Below are 25,849 nucleotides of genomic sequence, written 5' to 3' on the forward strand. Positions count from 1 at the left end.
TTTTTGTGTAAAAAAAGTATCTTTACAAGATAAAAGATAATATGAAAAAAGTTCTTTGCTTTTTATTTCTTATGATATCACTTTTGAGTTATTCTCAAAAAGATTCCTTGCAATTAGGAGATAGATATGCAGACGATCAATTGTATTTGTCTGTAACGTATAATCAATTATATAGTCAACCAACTGGTGTGAAAGGAAGTGGGTTTTCTTACGGATTTTCTGGTGGAATTTTACAAGACATTATTCTAAATAAAAAAGGAAGTTTTTCTGTTGCTTTAGGATTAGGGTATAATTACGATTTTTTAAATCAGGCGTTAAAAATTGAGGAAATTAATAATACTCCTACCTTTTCTATTGATGAAAATTTAAAATTAAATGAGTTCAGGTTACACGCAATTGAATTTCCAGTAGAGTTTAGATTACGTACTTCGGATGCTAATAAATACAAGTTTTGGCGTTTATACGCAGGTGTTAAGTTTTCTTATAACCTACATAATAAGTTTAATTTTACTGATGAAAATGATGCTTCTTTCGAATTCTCTAACATCACAGGTTTTAACAAATTCCAGTATGGAATAACGTTGTCTGCTGGATATGATTTAGTGACTTTTCATGTCTATTATGGTTTAAAGCCATTATTTAAAAATGGATTTATTGGTGCAGAAAGTGTAAATACGAAGCTCTTAAAAATGGGGTTGATTTTTTATATTTTATAAAAAAGCATTCACAAAGTAAGGGCATAAAAAACCAATTATAAATCCTGAATAAACTTCAAAAGGTGTGTGTGCTTTTAAATGTAGTCTTGCACTTCCTAACAATCCAGAAAATAAAATTGAAACTGCAATGATTGGAAAAAAAGAGATTCCATAATTATTCTGTATTAATAGAAAAAAACCAACAGCAATTCCCATAGAAAGTAAATGCAAGCTTGTTTTTAACTTCGTTAAAAAAAGAACGTAGACTAATACTATTCCTAAAGATGTTGCATAAAATAAGATTCCCAAATCACTTACACTACGTAGTTTTATTAATGTACTACCAAGGAGATAAAAAAGCACCATCATAAACGCTAAAGGTATTTTACGCTCTTTTATGGTAGTTACATGATAAGATTCTATAGATCCAATAGCTTTTAAAACAGCTAATAATAATACAGGTATTAGATAAGTAACTACAAAAACTAACCCCAGTATTGTTAATTGTAATTGCTTTTGAATCGTATTAGGCACTAATAAAAAATAGAGTAAAACACCAATTGTTGGAATTACGATTGGGTGTAAAATTACCGATATGATTTTATGAAAACGCACTAAATTTCTTTACGCAATCTAGCTACAGAAATATCTAATTGCTCTCTATATTTTGCTACAGTTCTTCTGGCAATTGGATACCCTTTCTCTTTAAGAAGTTTCGATAGCTTATCATCAGTTAACGGTTTTTTCTTGTTCTCTTCAGAAATTACAGTCTCTAAAATCTTTTTAATTTCTCTAGTTGAAACATCTTCTCCTTGATCGTTTTTCATAGATTCAGAAAAGAATTCTTTAATCAACTTTGTGCCGTAAGGAGTAGAAACGTATTTACTGTTTGCTACACGTGAAACGGTAGAAATATCCATCTTAATTTTGTCTGCAATATCTTTTAAGATCATTGGTTTTAGCTTGCGCTCATCACCAGTTAAAAAATAATCATATTGATACTGCATAATAGTGCTCATAGTGATCATTAAAGTTTGTTGACGTTGTTTTATAGCATCAATAAACCATTTTGCAGCATCTAATTTTTGCTTAATAAAAAATACTGCATCTTTTTGAGACTTACTTTTTTTAGTAGATTCTTGATACCCTTTAAGCATATTATTATACTCTCTAGAAACATGTAATTCGGGAGCGTTTCTAGAATTTAAAGTCAAATCTAGTTCACCATCTAAAATTTTTATTGAAAAATCAGGAACAATTTGTTCTGCTATTTTATTGTTTCCAGCATAAGAACTTCCAGGTTTCGGATTTAACTTTCCAATTTCGGTATTAATCTCTTTTAATTTATTTTCTGAAAGATTAAATTTCTCAATTAACTTTTTGTAATGTTTTTTTACAAAATGATCAAATGAGTTTTCAAGAATATTAATAGCTAAACTTCTAATCTCAGTTTCAGATTTTGCTTTTAATTGAATGATTAGGCATTCTCTTAAATCTCTTGCACCAACACCAATAGGATCTAATCTATGAACAACAGATTTAAGAATTTCAATTACTTTTTCTTCAGTTGTAAATATATTTGCAGTAAATGCTAAATCATCTACCAAATCAATAATTTCTCTTCTAATATATCCACTGTCATCAATACTACCAACTAAAAACTCTGCAATTGCACGTTCTTCTTCGTTGATTCTAAATGTATTTAATTGATTTTTTAAAGACTGATGGAAACTTGTTCCAGCTGCATAAGGAACATTTTTTTCTTCATCATCTGATGAATAATTATTAGCTTGAGTTTTATAACTAGGATACTCATCATCACTTAGATATTCATCAATATTAATATCTTCAGTTTCAATTTTTTCTGTTCCTGTATCGTCATATTCATCAGCTAAAGAATCTTCAAAATTTTCAGGTTCTTCTTTACCAGTGTCTAGGGCAGGGTTCTCTTCAATTTCTTGTTTTAAACGTTCTTCAAAAGCTTGCGTAGGCAATTGAATTAACTTCATCAACTGAATTTGTTGTGGAGATAATTTTTGAAGTAATTTATAATGTAAGCTTTGTTTTAACATAAACAGAAATCAAAGTAATATTATTTACATATATTGTATATGGAAAGTAAAAGTAATGATTAAAAAAAATGTATTATAAAAAAATAAGAAATTATTTATCATCTTTTCTCTTCCTTAGTTTTATCAATCAAAATATCATTTATTAATAAAATCATAATTCAAGTTGATAAAAACATGTATTAATAACGGTTTTAAAATAGTAATAATAATTTTATTTTATTATTGCTTTGAAAAATTGACCTTGAATCTCGGTAGGTTAATTTTTAACTATTTAGATACTGTTTTTAAAATTATAGAAAATGATTATACTGTAATTTATAGAATTTTTATAGATACATTTTTAGTAATTATCGTAATAAGTTCGTTGCAATATTTAGTTAATAAAATTAAAAGACAAGATTCGAGGTATACTTCTTTTTTATTAGCAATTATACTTGCTCCATTATTTTATGAAATATCATTTCAAAGAATTTCATGCGTTGGTTGGTTTAATGAAAATTCAGTATGGTTTATTCCTCTTAGATTACATATGTTTTTGATGGTAATTTATTTTTTATATAAAAAGCATAAAATGTTCAACCTCAATAATTATATACTAGCTATAGTGTCAGGTTTTTTATATGTTATTACTATGTGGTTGATTTAAACTACTAATTATTTAAAATTCAGCATTTTGAGGTGTTCTTGGAAATGGAATAACGTCTCTAATATTCCCCATTCCAGTTGTAAATTGAACTAAACGTTCAAAACCTAATCCAAAACCAGAATGAACAGCTGTTCCAAATTTTCTTAGGTCTAAATACCACCAAAGTTCTTTTTCGTCAATATTTAAAGCCTTCATTTTTTGAACTAAAACATCATAACGTTCTTCACGTTGTGCGCCACCAACCATTTCTCCAATACCAGGGAATAAAACATCCATAGCACGTACCGTTTTTCCATCTTCATTTAAACGCATATAAAATGCCTTAATATCGGCAGGATAATCGAATAAAATCACGGGGCATTTAAAATGTTTTTCAACTAAATAACGCTCGTGTTCAGATTGTAAATCCGCACCCCATTCGTTAATTAAAAATTGAAATTTCTTCTTCTTATTTGGTTTGCAATTTCTAAGAATATCGATAGCTTCTGTATAAGAAACACGTTTAAAATTATTGTCAGCTACAAATTTTAGTTTTTCAACTAAACTCATTTCACTTCGCTGCGCTTGTGGTTTTGTTTTTTCTTCTTGTGTAAGTCTATTATCTAAAAAAGCTAAATCGTCTTTACAATTTTCTAAAACATGTGTTAAAACCGATTTTATAAAATCTTCCGCTAAATCCATATTACCATCCAAATCCATAAAAGCAACTTCGGGTTCAATCATCCAGAATTCTGCTAAATGACGTGTAGTATTAGAATTTTCTGCCCTAAAAGTAGGGCCAAAAGTATAGACTTTTCCTAATGCCATTGCATAGGTCTCTGCTTCTAATTGACCAGAAACTGTTAAGTTGGTTTCTTTACCAAAAAAATCTTGACTGTAATCTATCTTTCCATCTTCTGTTAAAGGTGCTTTATTTTCTTCAAAAGTTGTCACCTTAAACATTTCTCCTGCACCTTCAGCATCAGAACCTGTAACAATTGGTGTGTTTACATAGTTAAATCCGTTTTCTTGAAAATACTTGTGTACTGCATAAGATAGTAAAGAACGCACACGCATTACAGCACTAAATGTATTTGTTCTTACACGTAAATGTGCATTTTCTCTCAAAAATTCGAAACTGTGTTTTTTAGGCTGAATAGGATATTCATCAGGATTTGAGTCACCCAAAATTTCTAATTCAGAAACTTGAACTTCCATAGTTTGTCCTTTCCCTTGACTTTCTATTAATGTTCCTTTTATACTAACAGCAGCTCCAGTAGTAATTCTTCTTAACGTTTCTTCATTGGTGTTTTCAAAATCAACAACACATTGAATGTTTTTAATGGTTGAACCATCATTTAAAGCAATAAAACGATTACTTCTAAATGTTCTTACCCAGCCTTTAAGTTGTACTTCTTGTAAAAAAGTTTCTGATTTTAAAATTTCTGCAACGCTACTTTTCTTCATCTTCTTATTTGGTGTTAAAAAAGTAAAGATACTTTTTTGTTAGAAGATGAGCAATAGTATTATAGTGAAGAAAAGCTTAAATTTATTCTTCTATTTTTTCTTCTTTTGGAGGCAAAATTCTCATTGCAGGTTCTTTAAATACTTTTTGATTGGCAATTTTTTTCTCGAAAGTAAGTAATAAAGAAGGTAATAAAAGTAAATTAGAAACCATTGCTAATAACAATGTTACAGAAACCAGTCCTCCTAAGGCTATTGTTCCTCCAAAACTAGAAACTGTAAATACTAAAAAGCCAAAAAATAATACAATTGATGTGTAAAACATACTTACACCTGTTTCTCTTAGAGCGGCATAAACCGACGGTTTAATTTTCCATTTATTAGCAATCAATTCTTGCCTATATTTCGCTAAAAAGTGAATGGTATCATCTACGGAAATACCAAATGCAATACTAAATACTAAAATAGTTGAAGGTTTTATAGGGATGCCAAAAAAGCCCATTAATCCTGCCGTAATTAATAATGGCAGCATGTTAGGTATCAACGAAATTAAAATCATTTGTGGTGATCTAAACATCCATGCCATAAATAAGGCTATTAAAAACACTGCTAATGATAAAGAAATCACTAAGTTTTTAATTAAGTAATTTGTTCCCTTTATAAATACTAAAGCTTTTCCAGTTAATGAAACGGTATAACGTTCTTCTGGAAATTCTTTTTTAATCACAGCTCTTAATCGTTCTTGAATGACATCCATTTTATCGGTACCAATGTCTTTCATAAAGGTTGTAATTCTTGCGTATCTTCCTGTAGAATCGACAAAACTCTTTAACATACCAGCATTGCTGTTAGAATTTTTTGTGTATGCAAAAATGTAGCTTTGTTCTTGACTAGTTGGTAATTGATAATATTTAGGATTTCCTTTGTAGTAAGCTTGTTTAGAGTATTTTACTAGATTTATTATTGAAATTGGTTTAGATAGTTCTGGAAAAGTTTCGATTGCATCATTTATTTTATCCATGCGTTTTAAAGTGGATAATTTCATGACTCCTTTTTCCTTTTTTGTATCAATTAGAATTTCTAAAGGCATGATACCACCAAACTCTTTTTCAAAGAATTTAATGTCTTTGTAAAACTGCATTCCCTTAGGCATGTCTTCGATTAAACTACCAGAAACTCTAATTTTATAAACACCAATTATCCCTAAAATTATAACAATAACGGTTGTGATATAAATGGTAATTCTTCTTTTTCTAACCATTTGCTCCATCCAATCCACAACATTTTCAATCCACTTTTTTTCAAGATGATTTAAATGCTTTTTCTTAGGCAACGGCATAAAACTATAAATAATCGGTATAATTAATAATGCCAGAATAAAAATACTTATGATATTAATAGAAGCTAAAATTCCGAATTCTCTTAAAAGTTGACTTTTAACAAATACAAAAGTTGCAAAACCTGATGCAGTAGTTATGTTGGTCATTAACGTAGCATTCCCAATCTTAGAAATTACACGTTGCAACGCTTTTGCTTGCATACCGTGTTTTTTTACTTCTTGCTGATATTTATTGATGAGAAAAACTGCATTTGGAACACCAATGACAATTATTAATGGCGGAATTAATGCTGTTAATACTGTTATTTCATATCCTAATAAACCAATAAATCCGAATGCCCAAACAACCCCAATAATTACTACTAATAGTGTGATAAAAGTTGCTCTAAATGATCTGAAGAAAAAGAAGAAAATAATTGCTGTTATAAGCAAAGCGCCACCCACAAAAAGTTGAATTTCATCTTGTATGTTCTGGGAATTTAACGTTCTAATATATGGCATTCCAGAAACACGAATATCTAAGCCATTTTCCTTTTCAAAAGCTTCTATTTTTGGAATTAAAACATTCTGAATTAAATCTCTTCTAACAGGAGTATTTACAATTTTTTTATCAATATAAATTGCTGTTTGAAGTGTTTGTGTGTTTTTATTATAAAGTAAATTATCGTAAAAAGGGAGCTTTTCAAAAAGTTGTTTTTTTATTTCATTAACTTCTTTTTTTGTTGACGGTTCTTTATCAAACAAAGGTTCAAAAACAAACTTCCTTTTCTTTCTATCTGCTTTTAATTTTTTAACATCAGCAATAGAAATTGTAAATTCAACTTCTTTTAAAGAATCGAATGATTTTACTAAACCATTCCATGCATTAAATTTTTTAGGTGTAAATACTGTAGCATCTTGTACTCCAAGAATGATTAAGTTTCCTTCTTCTCCAAAAATTTCTAAAAACTGATTGTAATCTAAATTTGCCTGATGATTTTGAGGTAAAAGGTTTGCTTCTGTATATGAGAATCGCATATGTTTCATTTGCAAAGCCAAAAAAGTTGTAGCAATTGCTATGCAAATCAATACTAAATATCTATTTCTTAAGATAAAACCTGCGACTTTGGTCCAGAAGGTCATTTATAAAATTTTAAGCAAAGGTAATTAAATTGTTGTTGGATTTTGACCAAAAAAAAGAGTGTTTTTAACACCCTTTTTTATAAATTTTATAAGGTTATTAAACTTTCATGATTTCTGCTTCTTTAACCGTAAATTTCTCGTCAATATCTTTAATGTGTTGATCTGTTAAAGCTTGAACTTCAACTTCTGAATTTTTCTTTAAATCGTCTGAAACGTCTAATTTTTTAATTTCGTTATTAGCATCTTTTCTTGCATTTCTAATACCAACTTTTGCATGTTCTGCTTCAGCTTTTGCTTGTTTTGCTAATCCTTTTCTGCGTTCTTCTGTTAAAGGAGGAACATTGATAATAATATTTTCACCATTATTCATTGGGTTAAAACCAATATTAGCAATCATAATTGCTTTCTCGATTTCTTGTAACATGTTTTTCTCCCAAGGTTGGATGCTAATAGTTCTAGCATCTGGTGTATTTACATTTGCAACTTGGCCTAATGGTGTTAAAGAACCATAATAATCTACTTGAATGTTAGATAACATCGAAGGAGATGCTTTACCTGCTCTTATGGTACGTAATTCTTTAATCAAATGCTCTATCGCATTTGTCATAGCTTCTTTAGCTGTGTCTATAATAAACTCAATATCTTCGTTCATAATTATTCTAATTTAAAACCTATTTTTAGGTAGGTGATAACTTTATTTTAATCAATTATCAACTATTGTTCCAATTTGTTCTCCAGAAATTAACTTCATTAAATTTCCAGTAGTATTCATATCAAAAACAATAATAGGTAATTTATTTTCTTCACTTAAAGTAAAAGCGGTCATATCCATTACTTTTAACCCTTTTTCTATCACATCTTTAAAAGTAATATTTTCGTATTTGATGGCATTTTTATCTTTTTCTGGATCTACATTGTAAATTCCATCAACACGAGTTCCTTTTAAAATTGCATCAGCTTGAACTTCTATAGCTCTTAAAACGGCAGCAGTATCTGTAGTAAAATATGGATTTCCGGTTCCAGCTCCAAAAATAACAACACGTCCTTTTTCTAAATGACGAATTGCTTTACGTTTAATATAAGGTTCTGCGATTTCTTTTATTTCTAATGCTGTTTGTAAACGTGTATACACACCAGCGTCTTCTAGTGCACTTTGTAATGCTAATCCGTTAATACAAGTAGCTAGCATACCCATATGATCTCCTTGTACACGATCCATACCATTGGCTGCGCCAGCAACACCTCTAAAAATATTTCCACCGCCAATTACAATGGCAACTTCTACACCTTTGTTTACTACTGCTTTTATTTCTTCTGCATATTCTGCTAAACGTTTTGGGTCAATTCCGTATTGACGTTCACCCATTAAAGCTTCTCCACTTAATTTTAGTAATATTCTCTTGTATTGCATGGTTTTTTTGAAAGTTGAACAAAACTACATAATTTTTTTGATTTTTAAATTTATCAAAAACAAAAAACCTCGCAAATTTGCGAGGTTTTTAAAATATGTTGTAATAAAATTACCCTAAAGTAACTCTTTTAAATCCACTAACAGAAACATCACCATATGATTTAACATATTCTGCAACGTTTTTCTTTTCATCTTTAATGAAATTTTGATCTAATAAACATTGTTCTTGATCTAAAGTAGTGTTATCAGAAATAAAACGCTCCATTTTACCTGGAAGAATTCTATCCCAGATTTGTTCTGGTTTACCTTCAGCTTTTAATTCAGCTTTTGCAGCTTCTTCAGCTTGTGCAATTACTTCATCAGTTAATTGAGCTCTAGAAATATATTGAGGTACGTTTTTTAAAGTTTTACCTAATCTACCTAATTCAATATTATCTTTTTCTATAACTGCAATTCTTGCTTCAGTTTCTGCAGCTACAAATGTAGGGTCAAAATCTTTGTAAGATAATGTTGTTGCTCCCATAGAAGCAATTTGCATTGCTACATCTTTAGTTAAAGCATCTGCATTATCAACGACGCTAGATAAACCAACTAAAGCGGCAATCTTACCAATGTGAGTGTAAGAACCAACATAAGCAGCTTCAAGTTTTTCGAAAGAAGTAATGTCTAGTTTTTCACCAATTACACCAGTTTGTTCAATTAACTTTTCAGCAACTGTGATACCTCCAAAATCAGCAGCTAAGAAAGATTCTTTATCTGAATGATTTAAAGCGATATCAGCAAATTGACCACCTAAAGCAACAAAAGATTCGTTTTTACCAACAAAATCAGTTTCACAAGCTAATACAATAGCAACACCTTCAGTTTTGTCTGCATTAATTTTTGTTACTGCAACACCTTCAGTAGATTCTCTATCAGCTCTTTTTGCAGCAATTTTTTGACCTTTCTTACGTAAGATGTCAATTGCTTTATCAAAATCTCCAGCAGCTTCAACTAATGCCTTTTTACAGTCCATCATTCCAGCTCCAGTAGCTTCTCTTAATTTTTTAACATCAGCAGCGCTAATCTTTACCGTTTCCATGTTATTTATAGTTTCTTAAATTGTAATTATTTTTTTTCTTCAGTAGTAGCTTCTACAGTTTCTGCAACTTCAGTTTTTGCTTCTTCCTTTTTAGGAGCAGCAACTTCTTTAGTTTCTTTTACTTCTGTTTTAGCTTCTTCTTTTTTCGGAGCAACAGCTTTAGCTTCTTTTGCTTTGTCTTTGCTCTCTTTTTCTGCTTTTCTGTTAGATAAACCTTCAGAAATTGCACCTGTTACATGAAATAAAACTTTCTCTATAGATTTAGAAGCATCATCGTTAGATGGAATTACAAAATCTACTTGTCTAGGATCTGAATTAGTATCTACCATTGCAAAAATTGGAATATTTAATTTTTGAGCTTCTGCAATTGCAATATGCTCTTTTTTAATATCCACAACAAATAAAGCTCCAGGTAAACGAGTCATATCAGAAATAGAACCTAAATTCTTTTCTAATTTTTCTCTCTGACGATTGATTTGTAATTTTTCTCTTTTAGATAAAGCATTAAAAGAACCATCTTGCTTCATTCTATCAATTTGAGCCATTTTTTTAACAGCTTTTCTAATAGTAACAAAGTTAGTTAACATACCACCTGGCCATCTTTCTGTGATGTAAGGCATGTTTACTGCTGCAGCTTTTTCTGCAACAATATCTTTTGCTTGCTTTTTTGTTGCAACAAATAAAATCTTACGACCTGAATTTGCAATTTTTTGCAATGCAGTAGCAGATTCTTCTATTTTTGCTGCTGTTTTATACAAATCGATGATGTGAACACCATTACGTTCTGTATAGATATAAGGAGCCATGTTTGGATCCCATTTTCTAGTTAAGTGACCAAAGTGTACGCCACTTTCTAATAATTCTTGAATGTTTACGTTTGCCATTTTAAAAATGTGTTTACTTTCTGTTTTGAAATCAATATATAAGTAGTCTTTCGAGTCTTATATATTTAGATGCTAAACTGTTAATATTAAATTTATATAACAGTCTCGAAACATTTTGCACTGAACAATGTCCAGTATAAAATTAACGTTTAGAGAACTGGAATTTCTTACGTGCTTTCTTCTGACCAAATTTCTTACGTTCAACCATTCTTGGGTCACGCGTTAATAATCCTTCTGGTTTTAAAACAGCTCTATGTTCTTCATTAATAGAAACTAATGCTCTAGTAATTGCTAAACGAATAGCTTCTGCTTGTCCAGTTACACCACCACCGAAAACATTAACTTTAATATCGTAAGATTTTAAGTTGTCTGTTAACATTAATGGTTGTTGCACTTTATATTGTAAAGTTGGAGTTGTAAAATAGTTGTTTACATCTCTCTTGTTTACTGTAATGTTTCCTTTACCTTCTGAAAGATAAATACGCGCTACAGCAGTTTTTCTTCTACCGATTTTGTGTACAGTTTCCATTATTTAAGATCGTTTAAGTTAATAGCTTTAGGATTTTGCCCTGCATGTTTGTGCTCTACACCAGAATACACATATAGGTTTCTGTATAAAGCGCTACCTAATTTGTTTTTAGGTAACATACCTTTTACTGCTTTTTCGATTAATCTTGTAGGATCTTTCTCAAACATTTCTGTTGCAGTTAACGATCTTTGTCCTCCTGGATAACCCGTATGACGGATGTAAGACTTATCAGTCCATTTTTTACCAGTTAGATTAATTTTTTCTGCGTTGATAATAACCACGTTATCTCCACAATCTACGTGAGGAGTATAATTTGGTTTGTGTTTACCTCTAATAAGTTTTGCAATATTAGAAGCTAGACGACCCAACGTTTGCCCGTCCGCATCAACTAAAACCCACTCCTTATTTGCGGTAGCGCTGTTTGCTGATACTGTTTTGTAACTTAATGTGTTCATAATTACACCTTTAGTTTTTGTCAATTAATAATTTATAGTTTTTCCTTAAAAAAGGAGTGCAAATCTACAACTAATTATTCAATTGACAAATAGCTGTTTAGTTTAATTTTTTGAAGTATTTTGGATTTTTAATCCGTCGTTTTTAAACAGATCGAAAGCAGATTGATAATACGATATTGTTTCTTTAAGAAAGATTGAATCTGATTTAATTGGAGAAATGTCGTTTTTTTCTTTATTCCAATTGAAAAATGTATGTTTTCTTGGCGCTTCTAACAGCATGAGTTTCCCTTTTTTTAATAAACCAACTTTACGATGATTTCCTATAAATGCACGTTCTTCTTTTGGCGTCATTTTATTGATGTCTTTACCGTAAAAATTGTTATTGTAAGACCAATTTAAGTATCCAAAAAGTGTAGGGAATATATCTATTTGAGAGGATAGTTTGTTTATTTTTATAGGGTTATGATTTTTTAAATTTGTAATTAATGCAGGGATATGATGATTCTCTACATTAATTTCAGTTCTACCAGCACTAAAACCACAATGGTCAGACATAATAACAAAAACGGTGTTTTTATACCATGATTTTGTTTTTGCTTTTTTAAAGAATTCATGTAAACTTTTGTCTAGATATTTTATAGATCCAATTACATTTTCACCAGATGGTATATCAACCACTCCATCTGGGTAGGTATATGGTTTGTGGTTAGAACTTGTCATAACAAAATTAAAAAAAGGTTGATTGTTTTTTGCTTGCTCATCAGTAACCTTTAAAACTTTATTAAATAAATCTTGGTCACATACAGCCCAAGCATTTTCAAAAGTCATTTCGTCATCATTAATTCTTGTTCTTTTGGTTGGTAATTTCTGTTCTAAACGATGTAATTTTCTTCGGTCAACTATATCAAATCCATTATAACTAAAGTAGTTTGCCATATTATCAAAATGACTATCTCCTCCATAAAAAAAAGTTCTACTATATCCTTTTTGTTTAAAAACATGACCAATTGTAGCAAGATTTTCATTGTTGTCTCGCTTTACAATACTTCTACCAGGAGTTGGAGGAATAGATAAGCTTATAGCTTCAATACCCCGTATGGTTCTTGTTCCGGTTGCATATAGGTTTGTGAAAAAAATGGATTCTTTTGCCAGCGAGTCTAAAGTAGGTGTCCAATTATCTTTATTTGTAAAACTTTGCATGAACCGAGCATTCAAACTTTCTAATCCAATAAAAATTACATTTGGTTTAGTTTCTATGCTATCATTTTTTGTGTATCTGTAGATACTGTTTCCATAAAGTAAACTATCGTTCGATGCTTTTATATGTTGATTTAGTATTTTAAATACTTCTTCTTTAGGCAATGTTTTATAAAACTCGTTATAATTCAATTCATTTCCTTTGTAGGCATTAAAAAAAGAGTACATACCCGATTTTGCTAATTCATTTTCATTAATAGTGCCAAAAACTTCTGCATTAGAATTTGTTATAAAATAATGATAAAATCCAAAAACTATCAACAAGATTGTTAAAGGGATAAGTTTCGTTTTAAAAGAATCTGAATTATTAAATGTGTTTTTATAAGCGTTTTTCTTTGATGCGTATTTAATGCTAAGAATTAATATTAGAATAATGAAAAGAATTAATAATGGGAGAGGAAAAGATTCATGTATATTTTGAATTACTTCGTATGTGTATAATAAATAATCTACAGCAATAAAATTGAATCTTCTTTGGTATTCTTGCCAAAAAGGAATTTCAGCTAAAAAAGAAAATATATAGACAAATAAGAAAAACCCGTAAGCAAATTTTGTAAGAAAACGATCTAGTAAATTTCCATAAAATTTAGTAGGAATTAATAATAGGTATATCGCATAGAATGCTAATAAATAACTAAGGTTACCAATATCAAAAAATAATCCGATAAAGAATATTTTTATAAAATTAAGTATAGAAAAGTCGATATACTTAAAAGCAAAAAAATATAAAATGAGTCTAACCAGAAAAGCAAAACTTATTACAGTAATGCTAAAGGTTTTTAATAATTGTAATCTGTTTGGTATAGATTTGAAAAACATTCATCACAAATAAAGAAAAATTATTTATGATTTTAAAAATTAAATTAACAAAAACTTATGAAAATAGTATTTTACATTTGATGTACAAATCAAAATCAATGAAAACTAACCTCATTCTTGTTTTTTGTTTTTTAATTATAATTCAAAAAACCTTCGCTCAAGAAACTAAAATTGTAGTTCCAAAAAAGATTTATACAACAAAAATAATTACTAGTATACCAGTTATTGATGGAATTTTAGATGATGAAAGTTGGAACGCTGTTGAATGGGGAACAGATTTTACAGAAAAAGATCCTGACGAAGGAACGCCACCTACATACCAAACAAAATTTAAAATCACCTATGATGAGAAGTTTTTATATGTAGCTATCAGAGCCTTTGATGATGAGCCAGATAAGATTCAAAAAAGGTTATCTAGAAGAGACGGTTTTGCAGGAGATCGAGTAAATGTAATTATAGATAGTTACCATGATAAACGAACCGCTTTTGTATTTACGATTACTGCTGCTGGTGTAAAAGGTGATGAATTTGCTACACAAAACGGAAATAATTGGGATGATAGTTGGAATCCGATTTGGTATACGAAAGCAGTAACTGATGATAAGGGTTGGACTGCAGAAATGAAAATACCTTTAAGTCAATTACGTTTTGGAAATGATAAAGAACAGATTTGGGGATTAAACGTAAATAGAAATTTATTTAGAAAAAATGAGCGTTCACTCTGGCAAAGAATACCTAATTCTGCTGCTGGATTTATTAGCGAAGCTGGAGAATTGCATGGATTGGTTAATTTAAAATCACAAAAGCAATTAGAAATTCAACCGTTCACGGTTTTGCAATATGATACATATCAAAAAGAAGGAAGTAATCCTTTTAGAGATGGATCTGATTTTAAAATTAATGGAGGGCTAGATGCGAAAATTGGAATTACAAACGATTTAACCTTAGATTTAACTATTAATCCAGATTTTGGTCAAGTAGAGGCAGATCCAGGTGCGATTGCTTTAGATGGATTTCAAATATTCTTTAATGAACAAAGACCATTTTTTGTAGAGAATAAAAATATTTTTGATTATCGATTTGCAAACGGTCAAGACAATGTGTTTTATAGTAGAAGAATAGGGCGAAGTCCACAAGGAAGTGCTAATCTAGCAAATGGTGAATTTGCAAATACACCTATTAATTCAACAATTTTAGGAGCTGCAAAATTTTCTGGAAAAACTAAAGATGGATGGTCAGTAGGTTTATTAGAGACTGTTACAGCTAACGAATATGCAGAAATTGATAATAACGGAACTCGAAGAGAAGAATTAGTAGAACCGTTAACCAATTATTTAGTAGGAAGAGCTCAAAAAGATTTTAATAATAGAAATACCTATGTTGGCGGAATTTTTACAGCAACTAATAGAAGTTTACAAGGAAAGTTAAATCATTTAAGAAAATCGGCATATACTGGAGGATTCGATTTTAGACACAATTGGCATAATAGAGATTATTTTTTTCAAGGAAACTTGGTGTTAAGTTCTGTAAATGGAAGTAAAGAATCTATTGAAAATACTCAAAGATCTTTAACACATTTATTTCAACGAGTTGATGCAAGTCATGTAAATGTAGATCCAAATAAAACGTCTTTAACAGGAACAGGAGGGAGATTTTTTGGAGGTAAAAGAGGTGGTGGAAACTGGCGTTATACTTTTGGAGGATTGTGGAGATCTCCAGAATTAGAACTTAATGATGTAGGTTTTTTAAGACAAGCTGATAATACGCGACAGTTTGCAGAATTAGAATATTTATGGCAAACACCTACAAAAATTTATAGAAGAGCACAGGCTAAAGTTGAAGTGACAACTGAGTTTGATTTTGAAGGGAATTTTAATAGAATTCAATATGAAACTAAGGGTTTTATTAATTGGAAAAATAATTGGTGGACAGAAATAGGAGGAGCTCACAAACCTAGAATTTTCACCAATACTTTTTTAAGAGGAGGACCAAGATGGCGTTTTTCTGAAGAAAATTTTATGTTTTTGTTTTTCGGTTCTGATCAAAGTAAAAAGTTCAATTTTACAATAGGGCAAATTTATAGTGGAGCTAAACAAGACAATTTTTCCTTTACACGCTATGTTTTACGTTTTAATTACCAGCCTTTAAATGCTTTAAGTATATCTTTAAATACAGAATTTACTGATAACCCAAGTAAAACTCAATATGTTGGAGAGCAAATTTTTGGAAATGATACGCGTTATATTTTAGGGAATATAGATAATCAGAATTGGTCTACAACCCTGCGTTTAAATTATAGTATCAATCCTAATATGTCAATTCAGTTTTATGGACAACCATTTATTGCTCGTGGCCGTTTTAATAATTTTAATTATGTAAATAACGCTGTGTCACAAGATATAAATGACAGGGTTACTTGGTATAGCAACAATCAAATATCAGAAAGTAACGGTGTTTATAATGTTGATGAAAATTTAGATGGAACTATAGATTATAGTTTTGATAATCCTAACTTTTCTTTTGTACAATTTCGTTCAAATTTAGTTGCACGATGGGAATATATTCCAGGCTCAGAATTATTTTTTGTATGGTCACAAGGCATCACAGGTTCAGGTGATTCTAGCAATTCTTTATCTCGTGGATTAAATAATCAGATATTAAATCAACCTTTAGATAATACATTTTTAATAAAAGCGACGTATCGATTTGTGAAGTAACTTAATTCGTTACCTCAATCAATTTATTTCTATAGGCAGTTAATAATTTGGATTTAGAGATAAATCCAACATATTTATGATCTTTTATAACAGGTAAATTCCAAGCATTACTTTCTTTAAATTTCTGCATGATTTTTTCTACAGAATCAGTATAAAAAATTATTCCAGGAGCAGTCTTCATTACAGTTTCAACGGTTACTTTATCGTACATTTCTCTATCAAACATTATAGGTCTAATATCATCTAACAAAACAATTCCTAAAAATTGCTTTTCATCATTTATGACAGGAAAGATGTTTCTAGTTGAATTTGAAACAGCTTTTTTTAGCATAGTTCCTAATAGCATTTCTGGTTGAACGGTTTTAAAATTTGTTTCAATAAGCTTATCAATTTTCATCATCATTAAGACATTTTTGTCTTTATCATGTGTAATAAGTTCACCTCTTTTTGCGAGTTCCACTGTGTAAATAGAATTTGAAATAAAGTATTTAGTAAATGCATATGAAATTGCAGCGACTAACATTAGCGGGACAAATAAATCATAACCGCCAGTAATTTCTGCAATCAAGAAAATGGCGGTTAAAGGGGCATGTAAAACACCAGCCATTAAGCCTGTCATGCCAATTAATGTAAAATTAGATTCTGAAACATTACCTCCTAATTGATTTATAATTTTAGCAAACACATTTCCCAGTGCAGAACCCATCACTAAAGTCGGTATAAAGATTCCTCCAACACCACCAGCCGCAAAAGTAGTGGTCATGGCAATAGCTTTGAATAAAGTGATTAGCAATAAAAAAGCAATGACAATCCAAACATTTTCAAAGTTTACTTTGTAGGGAAAATCGTTTAAAACTTCTACCGTATTTCCTTGTAATAAATTATTGATAAGACCATAACCTTCTCCATATAACGGTGGAATTAAATACAGCATAATTCCGATAGCAATTCCACCTAAAATAAGTCTATGAATTGGTTTTTTAATTCGTTTAAAAAAGTTGGTAATTCTAAAATAAATTTTAGAAAAATAGACAGATGCTAAACCAGTTCCTAATCCTAATAAAATATAATAGAAAATATCTTTTACTGCAAAAGAATCGATTAATTCAAAGCCTAGTAAAGCATCTTTCTCAAAGAAAAAATACGAGGTAATTACAGCAGAAACCGAAGCTAATAATAGCGGAACTAATGAAGCGAATGCCAAGTCTAAACTAAAGATTTCAATCGCAAAAATAATTGCGGCAACAGGCGCTTTAAACATTGAAGACATAGCACCAGCAGTTGCACAACCAATCAGTAGCATTCTGGTTTTAGTATTCATATGGAACATTTGTGCCAAATTAGAACCTAACGCTGCTCCTGTACTTACGGCTGGACCTTGTAATCCTGCAGAACCCCCAAAACCAACAGTAATAGGTGCAGTAATTAATGATGCATAGATTTTGTATTTTTCTATAATTCCACTTCGTTTAGAAATTGAATGTAGTGTTGTAGAAATTCCATGTCCGATTTCTTTTTTAATGAACCTTTTTTTGATGTAATACACTAAAATCAAACCAATAATTGGGAAAATAAAATACAAGGAATAATGAAAGTCTTTAATAAATTTCCCTTCTAGAATATTCTGGAAAAAGAAGGTTAAGTTTTTTAAAACTACAGTTCCTAAACCTGCTAAAAAACCAACTAAAATACTTAAAACATATATAAATTGTTGTTCGGAAATATGCTTATATCTCCAAATCAGAATTTTTTTAAATATGTCTTTTGTCTGTAGCATTAATTTTCTTTACATATTCTACTTGAGTGTAGTCGAAAGGTTTTTGTAGTTCTCGACTGCGCTCGAACAGCCATTTTTCATAATATTTTCATTGCAAATAAAATGAAGTTATCTCAGAAATAATTTAATAGATCGCTTCTTAAAATCCCGATGACATTTAGTTAGATTTTTTCAAAATATCAGTCCCTAAATACCCATCATCTTTATTGTAATACCAAGCTCTAGTTTTAGGCATTTTTACACCATTAATTATTTCTTCACCTGTCAATAAAATATACTCTCCACTATCTTTAACTTTTTTGTAAAATTGATACACTTCCATTGCATAGGTTTTCGGGTTGAAGTAAAAATACCAGGTATCTTTTCCAACTTCTTTTGTGTAGGTTGCTTTTAAAACCAAATAGTCTTTTCCTTTAAATTTTCTTTTCTCAATTTTTGAGTCAAGAATAGTTCCAGGGTCTTTTAATTTCATGGGTAAGCCATACAAATAGGTGTAATAATTTTTATACAAATTTGCTCTTTTGCAACTTAATTTATGCTCAGTTTTAAGTTCTTCAGATGGGTTTTCATCACCATTAAAAACAATTTTACACGCATCTTTTGTAACTTGATATTCAGTTGTGTTTTCTCCAGAAGCTGCTTTTACATAAAAAAATTCTTCAGGTAGATTTATGCTGATTGTACTATCACGATTTGGTTTTTTAGGAATCTCCATCGTAACATATAAAGTTCCTTTAAATGTTTCCCAATTTCCGTTAGGATCGTGATACTTAATTGCTTTGTCTAATAGTTGTTCTCCTGTAAGTTCTTGTGAAAAACTTAATACAGTTGTAAATAGGAATAAAAGTGTGGTTAGTTTTTTCATGATATTATTTTTTTGTCAATGATAATTTTAACGCTTCAAAATCATCTAAATATAATTGCCTTAACGTTTCTACATATGGTCTTTTATTATAATATCCTTCATTAAAATCTTTAATAGCATCGTCAATCATTGTTTTTGCTTCATTAATTTTTCCTTGTTCTTTATAAATTAACGCTAAATAGTATTTTCCATCGGCACTAAAACCATAAGAATTTTTTAAAAGACGATTAAAATTAGCTTCAGCTTTTTCAAGGTTTTTTGATTCAAAATATGCAATGCCTTTATATAAAAAAGCTGTTACATCAACAGAATTTTCACTAAAGTCTTTAATTTCTTTGTCAATGTATTTATCAAAATAATCAATAGAATTTTTATAATCTTTTAAACCTAAGTATGCTATTCCTCGCCAACAATCTACACTTAATCCTTGAGGAGCATCTATAAAGTTAGGTGTTAGTATATCCGATGCATCAAAATCTACAATTGCTTTTTTATAATCTCTATAAAACCATAGATATAAATATCCACGCCAAGGTTGCCAGTAGGTAGAGTCATATAATACTGCTTTATCAAATAAAGGCTTCCATTTATGAGGCATTCCTCTTTTTAAATATGGGATTGATAATTCTCTCCAAGCATCTCCATTTTTTGGATTTAAAGCAATTGCTTTTTCAGTATAAGTCATCATTTTAGGCGATCCTTGCAAATATGGACCTAAAATATAATGTCCTCCGTTAATCATTTCATCAGATTTGATGATTTTTTCTTTTATTGTTAGTTCTTTTTTACAAGAATTAATAGATAAAGCAATAATTATACTAAGGCAATATTTCAACAATTTTTCCATTTTCAATTCTATATAGTATATACATGTGGTAATTATATTTTTTTTCGTTTTCGAAACTTAACTCATTCCAGTTTTCTGAATTTGATGTTAATTCTAATAATTCATTTACCATTTCATCATTTAGATTTGTTTCCTCTAAATCTAAATTCATTTTGGTAATTTTAAACCAACCTGCTTTTCCTTCACAATTGATTAAGAAACGGAAGTTTAAATAACCTGAATCTGAAAACTTTTTTGAATTATATTTTGATAAAATATTTTTTCTGAAATATCCTTTGTTTTTATAAAAAGCATATTTGGGTAATCCATGATGTTTACCTAGAATTTTTTTTTCACCACATAACTTCATATCGTTTAAAAGTGAAGTTTTTTCATCTATAAATCCAATATATTTAGGGTATTTCTTAAGGTCTTCTGAGTATTTCCCTACTTTAGTGTAGTATATTATGGATAAAGCTAGAAATATTAAAAGTAAAAGACTTACTATAGATATACCAGTAATTTTAAAAATCTTCTTTTTCTTCATTCAATAAAAATACTAAAAAATCCCAACCTAAATTTAGATTGGGATTTAATATTATTATGTGAAACTGAAACAAGTTCAGTTTGACGTTTTATTCCTCCATATCTAACTGAATACTCAACTCTTTTAATTGATCGTTATCAATAGTTGCAGGCGCGTCAATCATTACATCACGCCCAGAATTGTTTTTAGGGAAGGCAATAAAATCACGAATCGTTTCTTGACCACCTAAAATTGCAACCAATCTATCCAAACCAAAAGCCAATCCACCATGTGGCGGAGCACCATATTCAAAAGCATCCATTAGAAATCCGAATTGTGCTTTCGCTTCTTCTTCAGAAAACCCTAAATGACGCAACATCGTTGCCTGAATTTGTTTATCATGAATTCTAATAGAACCCCCACCAATTTCGTTACCATTTAAAACTAAATCGTATGCATTTGCTTTTACTGCACCAGGATCGGTATCTAATAATTCTAATTGACCAGGTTTTGGAGACGTAAACGGATGATGCATTGCATGATAATGACCCGTTTCTTCATCTAATTCTAATAACGGGAAATCGATTACCCAAAGTGGTGCAAATTCTTTAGGATTACGTAATCCTAAACGCTCAGCCATTTCCATACGTAAGGCAGATAATTGCGCTCTTACTTTATTGGTTTCGCCAGATAAAACACAGATTAAATCACCAGCTTTTGCGCCAGTAACTTCCGCCCATTTAGCCAAATCACCTTGATTGTAAAATTTATCAACCGAAGATTTAAAAGTACCGTCATCATTACATCTACAATATACCATTCCTAAAGCGCCAACTTGAGGTCTACGTACCCAATCAATAATTTTATCAATCTCTTTTCTTGTATGTTTATTTCCACCAGGAATTGCAATTCCAACCACCAATTCAGCATTGTTAAAAACACCAAATTCTTTATGCTGTGCAACTTCGTTTAGCTCGCCAAACTCCATTCCAAAACGAATATCTGGTTTGTCATTTCCATACAAACGCATGGCATCATCAAATAACATTCTTGGAAATTTATCAACGTCAACACCATTAATTTCTTTTAATAAATGACGCGTCATTCCTTCAAAAACTTCCAAAATATCTTCCTGTTCAACAAACGCCATTTCACAGTCAATTTGAGTAAATTCAGGTTGTCTGTCGGCACGTAAATCTTCGTCTCTAAAACATTTTACAATCTGAAAATACTTATCCATTCCACCAACCATTAAAAGTTGTTTAAATGTTTGTGGACTCTGTGGTAATGCATAAAACTGACCAGCATTCATACGAGAAGGAACTACAAAATCTCGCGCTCCTTCTGGCGTAGATTTTATTAAATACGGAGTTTCAACATCAATAAACCCTTTGTCAGATAAATATTTTCTAACTTCCATAGAAACCTTATGACGAAAAACTAAACTGTCTTTCACAGGATTTCTACGAATATCTAAATACCGATATTTCATTCTAATATCTTCACCACCATCCGTTTCATCTTCAATTGTAAAAGGCGGAAGCTTAGCTTCATTAAGTATCTCCAATTTGTTTACAAGAACTTCAATGTCTCCAGTTTTTATTTTGTCATTTTTAGATTCACGCTCTATTACAGTTCCTGTAACTTGCACCACAAATTCTCTACCTAAAGATTTTGCTTTGTCCATCATTGCTGCAGGCGTACGTTCTTCGTCAAAAATTAACTGCGTAATTCCGTAACGATCACGTAAATCTACCCAAATCATAAAACCCTTATCGCGGCTTTTTTGCACCCAACCAGCTAACGTTACTTCTTTATTTATATCAGACGATCTTAACTCGCCACAAGAATGACTTCTATACATTTCTATCGAAAATTTAAGCAACAAAATTAATCATTTTCTATTGAATAACCTTTTTTTGGGCGTTCATTTCTAAACAGAAATATCCCGCTTTTCGTTATATCTTTTTAATTTTGTTCTCGATACAATTCTGCGAAAAGCAGAATTACTCGAAGCGACAATTAAAAAGGATGTCACTTCAATCGGTAACGCAACATTTAGTTTCGTAAATTTGTTGCTATGAGTGTAATAAATATTCAAGAAAAGTTTGACCTTTTTTCAGATCATTGGTCTCCTAAAAAAATAGGCGAATTAAACGGACAGCAAATCTTACTAGCAAAAATTAAAGGCGAGTTTGTATTTCATAAGCACGATAATGAAGACGAACTTTTTATGGTAAAAAAAGGAACTTTAGAAATAGAATTACGTGATAAAACGGTCACAATAAACGAAGGCGAATTTTATATTGTACCCAAAGGTGTAGAGCATAAACCCATTGCAAAAGAAGAAGTTCATATTTTGTTGTTTGAACCACTTTCTACCAAACACACAGGTGATGTTGTTGCAGATATAACTGTTGAAAAATATGAAGAAATTTAAAACTAATTTGCTTTAGAATATGCTTCTTTTAACCAATTAACCAATTCATTATCAATTTGCTCTGCATTCGTAAGTTGTACTCTATGAGTACACATAGATCCAAAAGGTCCAGAATTTCCTAATCTTTCTGTTGTAGGTTTGTCTTTTAGTTTTAAACCTAAATCAATTCTTGTTTTTGTTGCAGGTTTTATCAACGTAAATTGCTTTTTTCTAATAATACTAACACTTGTTTTTTTAGGTGTAATTGTTACATCACTTCCAAAACCAGAAACCACTTCTAGCAGTTTTTTATAAATTGGCAATAATTGCTCTTTTCCTTTATATTGATTTACAATCAAATCTTCTGAAGTGTCCTTGTTTTCTTTAGAAAGTGTTACAATGGTGTTGGCAAAACCATGTGTAACATTGTGTTCTTGTTTTAAGAATTTTACAGTTTCACCATGTTTTGCAAAAGATTTTATTTTTAAAATTTCTTTCCATTCTTCTAATGATTTACCTGTTTTTTCAGGCATGTTATTAATCATTGTTTGTAAGCATCACTCATAATAAAATATTTTGCGAAGTACTAAAGTAGAAAATTTAAATTAATAATTACATTTGTTCTATGAGCAAACTATTTTTAGTACCAACACCAATAGGTAATTTAGAAGATATTACGTTACGGGCTATTCGTGTTTTAAAAGAAGTAGATTTTATTTTAGCTGAAGACACACGTACAAGCGGAAAACTCCTAAAACATTTTGAAATCGCAACGCAAATGCATTCTCACCATATGCATAATGAGCATAAATCTGTTGAAGGTGTTGTGAAAAGAATTAAAAATGGAGAAACCTGTGCGTTAATTTCTGACGCAGGAACACCAGCAATTTCAGACCCAGGATTTTTATTAACCAGAGCATGTGTGCAACATACTATTGAAGTTGATTGTTTGCCAGGTGCAACTGCTTTTGTGCCAGCGTTGGTTAATTCTGGCTTACCTAATGATAAGTTTGTTTTCGAAGGTTTTTTACCTGTTAAAAAAGGACGTCAAACACGTTTGTTATTATTAGCACAAGAAACTAGAACCATGATTTTTTACGAATCGCCACATAAATTGGTAAAAACATTAGGGCATTTTGCAGAATATTTTGGAGAAGAGAGGCAAGTTTCGGTTTCTAGAGAATTAACAAAAATGTTTGAAGAAACCAAGCGAGGAAATATAAAAGAAGTGCTATCATATTATAAAAATAAACCACCTAAAGGTGAGATTGTTGTAATTGTTGAAGGAAAGAAGTAAAATATATTACTCTTCGATATCAAATAAATATTCTACAGTAACATTAAAAAAACGAGCCATTTTAATAGCCAACGTTACAGAAGGATTAAATTTGTTTTTTTCAATGGCATGTATAGTTTGTCGAGAAACACCTAATTTTTCTGCTAATACTCCTTGAGTTAAACTATGTCTGGCACGTTCAACTTTTATTAAATTTTTCATTAGTAAACTCGTTTTTTAAGTGCAAAAATAATTAGATAGGACATTAAAAATAAAGTAGCAAAAGTGTCAATACTTAATTTTAAATTTTCTGATAAAGCATAAATACCTAATGATAAAACCAATACTATAATTGAAGTAAGTTGATATGATTCTAAACGTAATTTATTTATATAATCGTCTTCAATTTTTTCTTTAGATAACATATAAATTAATAAGCCTAAAATTGTTAATACTTCAAACAGATGTACAGCAGATTCGCCAAACCATTTTTCTATAAAAACAGGTTCTAAATCTATAATTTCAGTTGTATTAGTATTGTGTGAATTATAACCTTCACATAAACTTTTTCTACTATTTACTGCAGTAAAAACAACGAAAAAACCAATAAAAAAAAGTGATAATCCTATTTTTTTCCCCCAATTTGGTAACATTTTTATCTTCATAATTCTATTATTTTTATACAAATGTAAATAAAACTTTACATTTTTTACATAAAAACATACTTTTTTATTTGTTTATTTTTGCTTCAAATAAAACTAAATGACGATTCTAGAGTTCAATACCAAGCTAAAAACAAGTCCAACATCAATTCTTTTTGCAGAAACTATGCAAGTAATTGAAGACAATTATAATTTTACTCCAACAGAATTTACAAATGGAGAAATAACAAATAAAGCAGGAGAAAATTCTGGTTCTTGTAAATTATTTGCATTTGCAATAGATCAACAATTAACAAAAGAAGAAACATTGTATTGTTTTGGCGAGCATTATAAAAGTGTTTTAGAAGATGAGCATGGAACTTCTCATCAAAATATCAGAAACTTTATGAAAACTGGTTTTGAAGGTTTATCTTTTAAAGGTGAAGCTTTAACACTGAAATAATAAATGGAGAAACTATTATCAGAAATAAAACAATGTACTATTTGCGAACCTCATTTAGATTTAGGTGCAAATCCTGTTGTGAGTGGTCATAAAAATTCTAAGATTGTAATTATTGGTCAAGCTCCAGGAACAAAAGTTCATAAATCTGGCATTCCTTGGGACGATGCGAGTGGAAAACAACTTAGAAAATGGCTAAATGTTTCTGATGAAGATTTTTACAATGTAGAAAATTTCGCAATTGTTCCGATGGGATTTTGTTATCCTGGTAAAGGAAAAAGTGGCGATAAACCGCCAAGAAAAGAATGTGCACCACAATGGCACAAACAATTATTCGATTTAATGCCAAATGTTGAGTTAATCATTCTAATAGGAATGTATGCTCAGAATTATTATTTAAAAGACAAGGCAAAAAGAACACTAACAGAAACGGTAGATAATTATCCAAGCTATTTACCTAGGTATTTTACATTGCCGCATCCATCACCTAGAAATCGATTTTGGTTAACTAAAAATCCTTGGTTCGAAAGGAATGTAATTCCTGAATTACAGAAAAGAGTTTCAGAAATTTTGACATAAAAAATACCAT

The 25,849-nt window shown here is 30.1% G+C and carries 25 protein-coding genes; 6 read left to right on the top strand and 19 right to left on the bottom strand.

What is annotated here, in order from left to right; genetic code table 11:
* Positions 1-71: 71 nt before the first annotated feature.
* On the top strand, positions 72-716 hold the full coding sequence (locus OD91_RS09690) for a porin family protein (protein ID WP_255513232.1): 645 nt from the start codon (positions 72-74) through the stop codon (positions 714-716).
* On the opposite strand, the gene OD91_RS09695 is transcribed toward OD91_RS09690, so the two are convergent.
* The 11 genes from OD91_RS09695 to OD91_RS09745 all read right to left on the bottom strand — a co-directional run bounded on the left by OD91_RS09695 (position 711) and on the right by OD91_RS09745 (position 13,753).
* A complete protein-coding gene (locus OD91_RS09695; protein WP_144896186.1) occupies positions 711-1,310 on the bottom strand; it encodes a hypothetical protein in 600 nt (199 codons plus the stop codon). The genes OD91_RS09690 and OD91_RS09695 overlap by 6 nt on opposite strands.
* Positions 1,310-2,767, bottom strand: a complete 1,458-nt coding sequence (gene rpoN, locus OD91_RS09700; protein ID WP_144896187.1) for an RNA polymerase factor sigma-54 — start codon at positions 2,765-2,767, stop codon at positions 1,310-1,312. The genes OD91_RS09695 and rpoN overlap by 1 nt, the downstream gene beginning before the upstream one ends.
* Positions 2,768-3,425: 658 nt before the next feature.
* The gene (asnS, locus tag OD91_RS09705; protein ID WP_144896188.1) at positions 3,426-4,859 is read right to left on the bottom strand and encodes an asparagine--tRNA ligase; all 1,434 of its coding nucleotides are present in this window, start codon (positions 4,857-4,859) and stop codon (positions 3,426-3,428) included.
* A gap of 82 nt (positions 4,860-4,941) precedes the next feature.
* Positions 4,942-7,317: an RND family transporter gene (locus OD91_RS09710; protein WP_144896189.1), complete on the bottom strand. Its 2,376-nt coding sequence runs from the start codon at positions 7,315-7,317 to the stop codon at positions 4,942-4,944.
* A 97-nt stretch (positions 7,318-7,414) separates the two neighbouring features.
* Positions 7,415-7,969 carry a ribosome recycling factor gene (gene frr / locus OD91_RS09715; RefSeq protein WP_144896190.1) on the bottom strand — a complete coding sequence of 185 codons (555 nt, stop codon included), beginning with the start codon at positions 7,967-7,969 and terminating at the stop codon, positions 7,415-7,417.
* Between the two features lie 51 nt (positions 7,970-8,020).
* A complete protein-coding gene (gene pyrH, locus OD91_RS09720) occupies positions 8,021-8,728 on the bottom strand; it encodes a UMP kinase (RefSeq protein ID WP_144896191.1) in 708 nt (235 codons plus the stop codon).
* 109 nt (positions 8,729-8,837) lie between these two features.
* Positions 8,838-9,809, bottom strand: a complete 972-nt coding sequence (tsf, locus tag OD91_RS09725) for a translation elongation factor Ts (RefSeq protein WP_144896192.1) — start codon at positions 9,807-9,809, stop codon at positions 8,838-8,840.
* 26 nt (positions 9,810-9,835) lie between these two features.
* Positions 9,836-10,693 (bottom strand): 30S ribosomal protein S2, encoded by an 858-nt coding sequence (gene rpsB / locus OD91_RS09730; RefSeq protein WP_144896193.1) that lies wholly within the window; start codon positions 10,691-10,693, stop codon positions 9,836-9,838.
* Positions 10,694-10,835: 142 nt separating this feature from the next.
* Entirely contained in the window at positions 10,836-11,222 is a 387-nt protein-coding gene (rpsI, locus tag OD91_RS09735) for a 30S ribosomal protein S9 (RefSeq protein WP_144896194.1), read from the bottom strand.
* Positions 11,222-11,677, bottom strand: coding sequence for a 50S ribosomal protein L13 (gene rplM / locus OD91_RS09740; RefSeq protein WP_144896195.1), 456 nt, complete (start codon positions 11,675-11,677; stop codon positions 11,222-11,224). Before rplM ends, rpsI begins: the two co-directional genes overlap by 1 nt.
* 102 nt (positions 11,678-11,779) lie before the next feature.
* Positions 11,780-13,753, bottom strand: coding sequence for an LTA synthase family protein (locus OD91_RS09745; protein ID WP_144896196.1), 1,974 nt, complete (start codon positions 13,751-13,753; stop codon positions 11,780-11,782).
* Between the two features lie 98 nt (positions 13,754-13,851).
* Between OD91_RS09745 and OD91_RS09750 the strand changes: the two genes are divergently transcribed.
* A complete protein-coding gene (locus tag OD91_RS09750; protein WP_144896197.1) occupies positions 13,852-16,470 on the top strand; it encodes a DUF5916 domain-containing protein in 2,619 nt (872 codons plus the stop codon).
* A gap of 1 nt (position 16,471) precedes the next feature.
* Here OD91_RS09750 and OD91_RS09755 read toward each other — a convergent pair whose 3' ends face one another.
* The 5 genes from OD91_RS09755 to aspS form a co-directional block, all read right to left on the bottom strand.
* A complete protein-coding gene (locus OD91_RS09755; RefSeq protein WP_144896198.1) occupies positions 16,472-18,247 on the bottom strand; it encodes a chloride channel protein in 1,776 nt (591 codons plus the stop codon).
* Between the two features lie 157 nt (positions 18,248-18,404).
* A complete protein-coding gene (locus tag OD91_RS09760) occupies positions 18,405-19,112 on the bottom strand; it encodes a DUF6503 family protein (RefSeq protein ID WP_144896199.1) in 708 nt (235 codons plus the stop codon).
* 4 nt (positions 19,113-19,116) lie between these two features.
* Entirely contained in the window at positions 19,117-19,959 is an 843-nt protein-coding gene (locus tag OD91_RS09765; RefSeq protein WP_144896200.1) for a tetratricopeptide repeat protein, read from the bottom strand.
* Positions 19,931-20,485: a hypothetical protein gene (locus OD91_RS09770; RefSeq protein ID WP_144896201.1), complete on the bottom strand. Its 555-nt coding sequence runs from the start codon at positions 20,483-20,485 to the stop codon at positions 19,931-19,933. The genes OD91_RS09765 and OD91_RS09770 overlap by 29 nt, the downstream gene beginning before the upstream one ends.
* A gap of 88 nt (positions 20,486-20,573) precedes the next feature.
* Positions 20,574-22,328 (bottom strand): aspartate--tRNA ligase, encoded by a 1,755-nt coding sequence (aspS, locus tag OD91_RS09775; RefSeq protein WP_144896202.1) that lies wholly within the window; start codon positions 22,326-22,328, stop codon positions 20,574-20,576.
* A 216-nt stretch (positions 22,329-22,544) separates the two neighbouring features.
* On the opposite strand from aspS, the gene OD91_RS09780 reads away from it, so the two are divergent.
* Positions 22,545-22,904: a cupin domain-containing protein gene (locus OD91_RS09780; protein WP_144896203.1), complete on the top strand. Its 360-nt coding sequence runs from the start codon at positions 22,545-22,547 to the stop codon at positions 22,902-22,904.
* Between the two features lie 2 nt (positions 22,905-22,906).
* Here the strand turns inward: OD91_RS09780 and OD91_RS09785 are convergent, their stop codons facing one another.
* Positions 22,907-23,428, bottom strand: coding sequence for a DUF4287 domain-containing protein (locus OD91_RS09785; RefSeq protein WP_144896204.1), 522 nt, complete (start codon positions 23,426-23,428; stop codon positions 22,907-22,909).
* Between the two features lie 80 nt (positions 23,429-23,508).
* Here OD91_RS09785 and rsmI point away from each other — a divergent pair, with 80 nt between their 5' ends.
* Positions 23,509-24,180 carry a 16S rRNA (cytidine(1402)-2'-O)-methyltransferase gene (gene rsmI, locus OD91_RS09790; RefSeq protein WP_144896205.1) on the top strand — a complete coding sequence of 224 codons (672 nt, stop codon included), beginning with the start codon at positions 23,509-23,511 and terminating at the stop codon, positions 24,178-24,180.
* Positions 24,181-24,186: 6 nt separating this feature from the next.
* Here rsmI and OD91_RS09795 read toward each other — a convergent pair whose 3' ends face one another.
* Positions 24,187-24,381: a helix-turn-helix transcriptional regulator gene (locus OD91_RS09795; protein ID WP_144896206.1), complete on the bottom strand. Its 195-nt coding sequence runs from the start codon at positions 24,379-24,381 to the stop codon at positions 24,187-24,189.
* Positions 24,381-24,824: a hypothetical protein gene (locus tag OD91_RS09800; RefSeq protein WP_144896207.1), complete on the bottom strand. Its 444-nt coding sequence runs from the start codon at positions 24,822-24,824 to the stop codon at positions 24,381-24,383. Before OD91_RS09800 ends, OD91_RS09795 begins: the two co-directional genes overlap by 1 nt.
* Before the next feature lie 97 nt (positions 24,825-24,921).
* On the opposite strand from OD91_RS09800, the gene OD91_RS09805 reads away from it, so the two are divergent.
* Complete coding sequence (locus OD91_RS09805; RefSeq protein ID WP_144896208.1) at positions 24,922-25,263, top strand: HopJ type III effector protein; 342 nt, start codon at positions 24,922-24,924, stop codon at positions 25,261-25,263.
* A 3-nt stretch (positions 25,264-25,266) separates the two neighbouring features.
* Complete coding sequence (locus OD91_RS09810; protein ID WP_144896209.1) at positions 25,267-25,839, top strand: uracil-DNA glycosylase family protein; 573 nt, start codon at positions 25,267-25,269, stop codon at positions 25,837-25,839.
* Positions 25,840-25,849 lie beyond the last annotated feature (10 nt).

The organism is Lutibacter sp. Hel_I_33_5 (assembly GCF_007827455.1).
GTDB lineage: Bacteria > Bacteroidota > Bacteroidia > Flavobacteriales > Flavobacteriaceae > Polaribacter.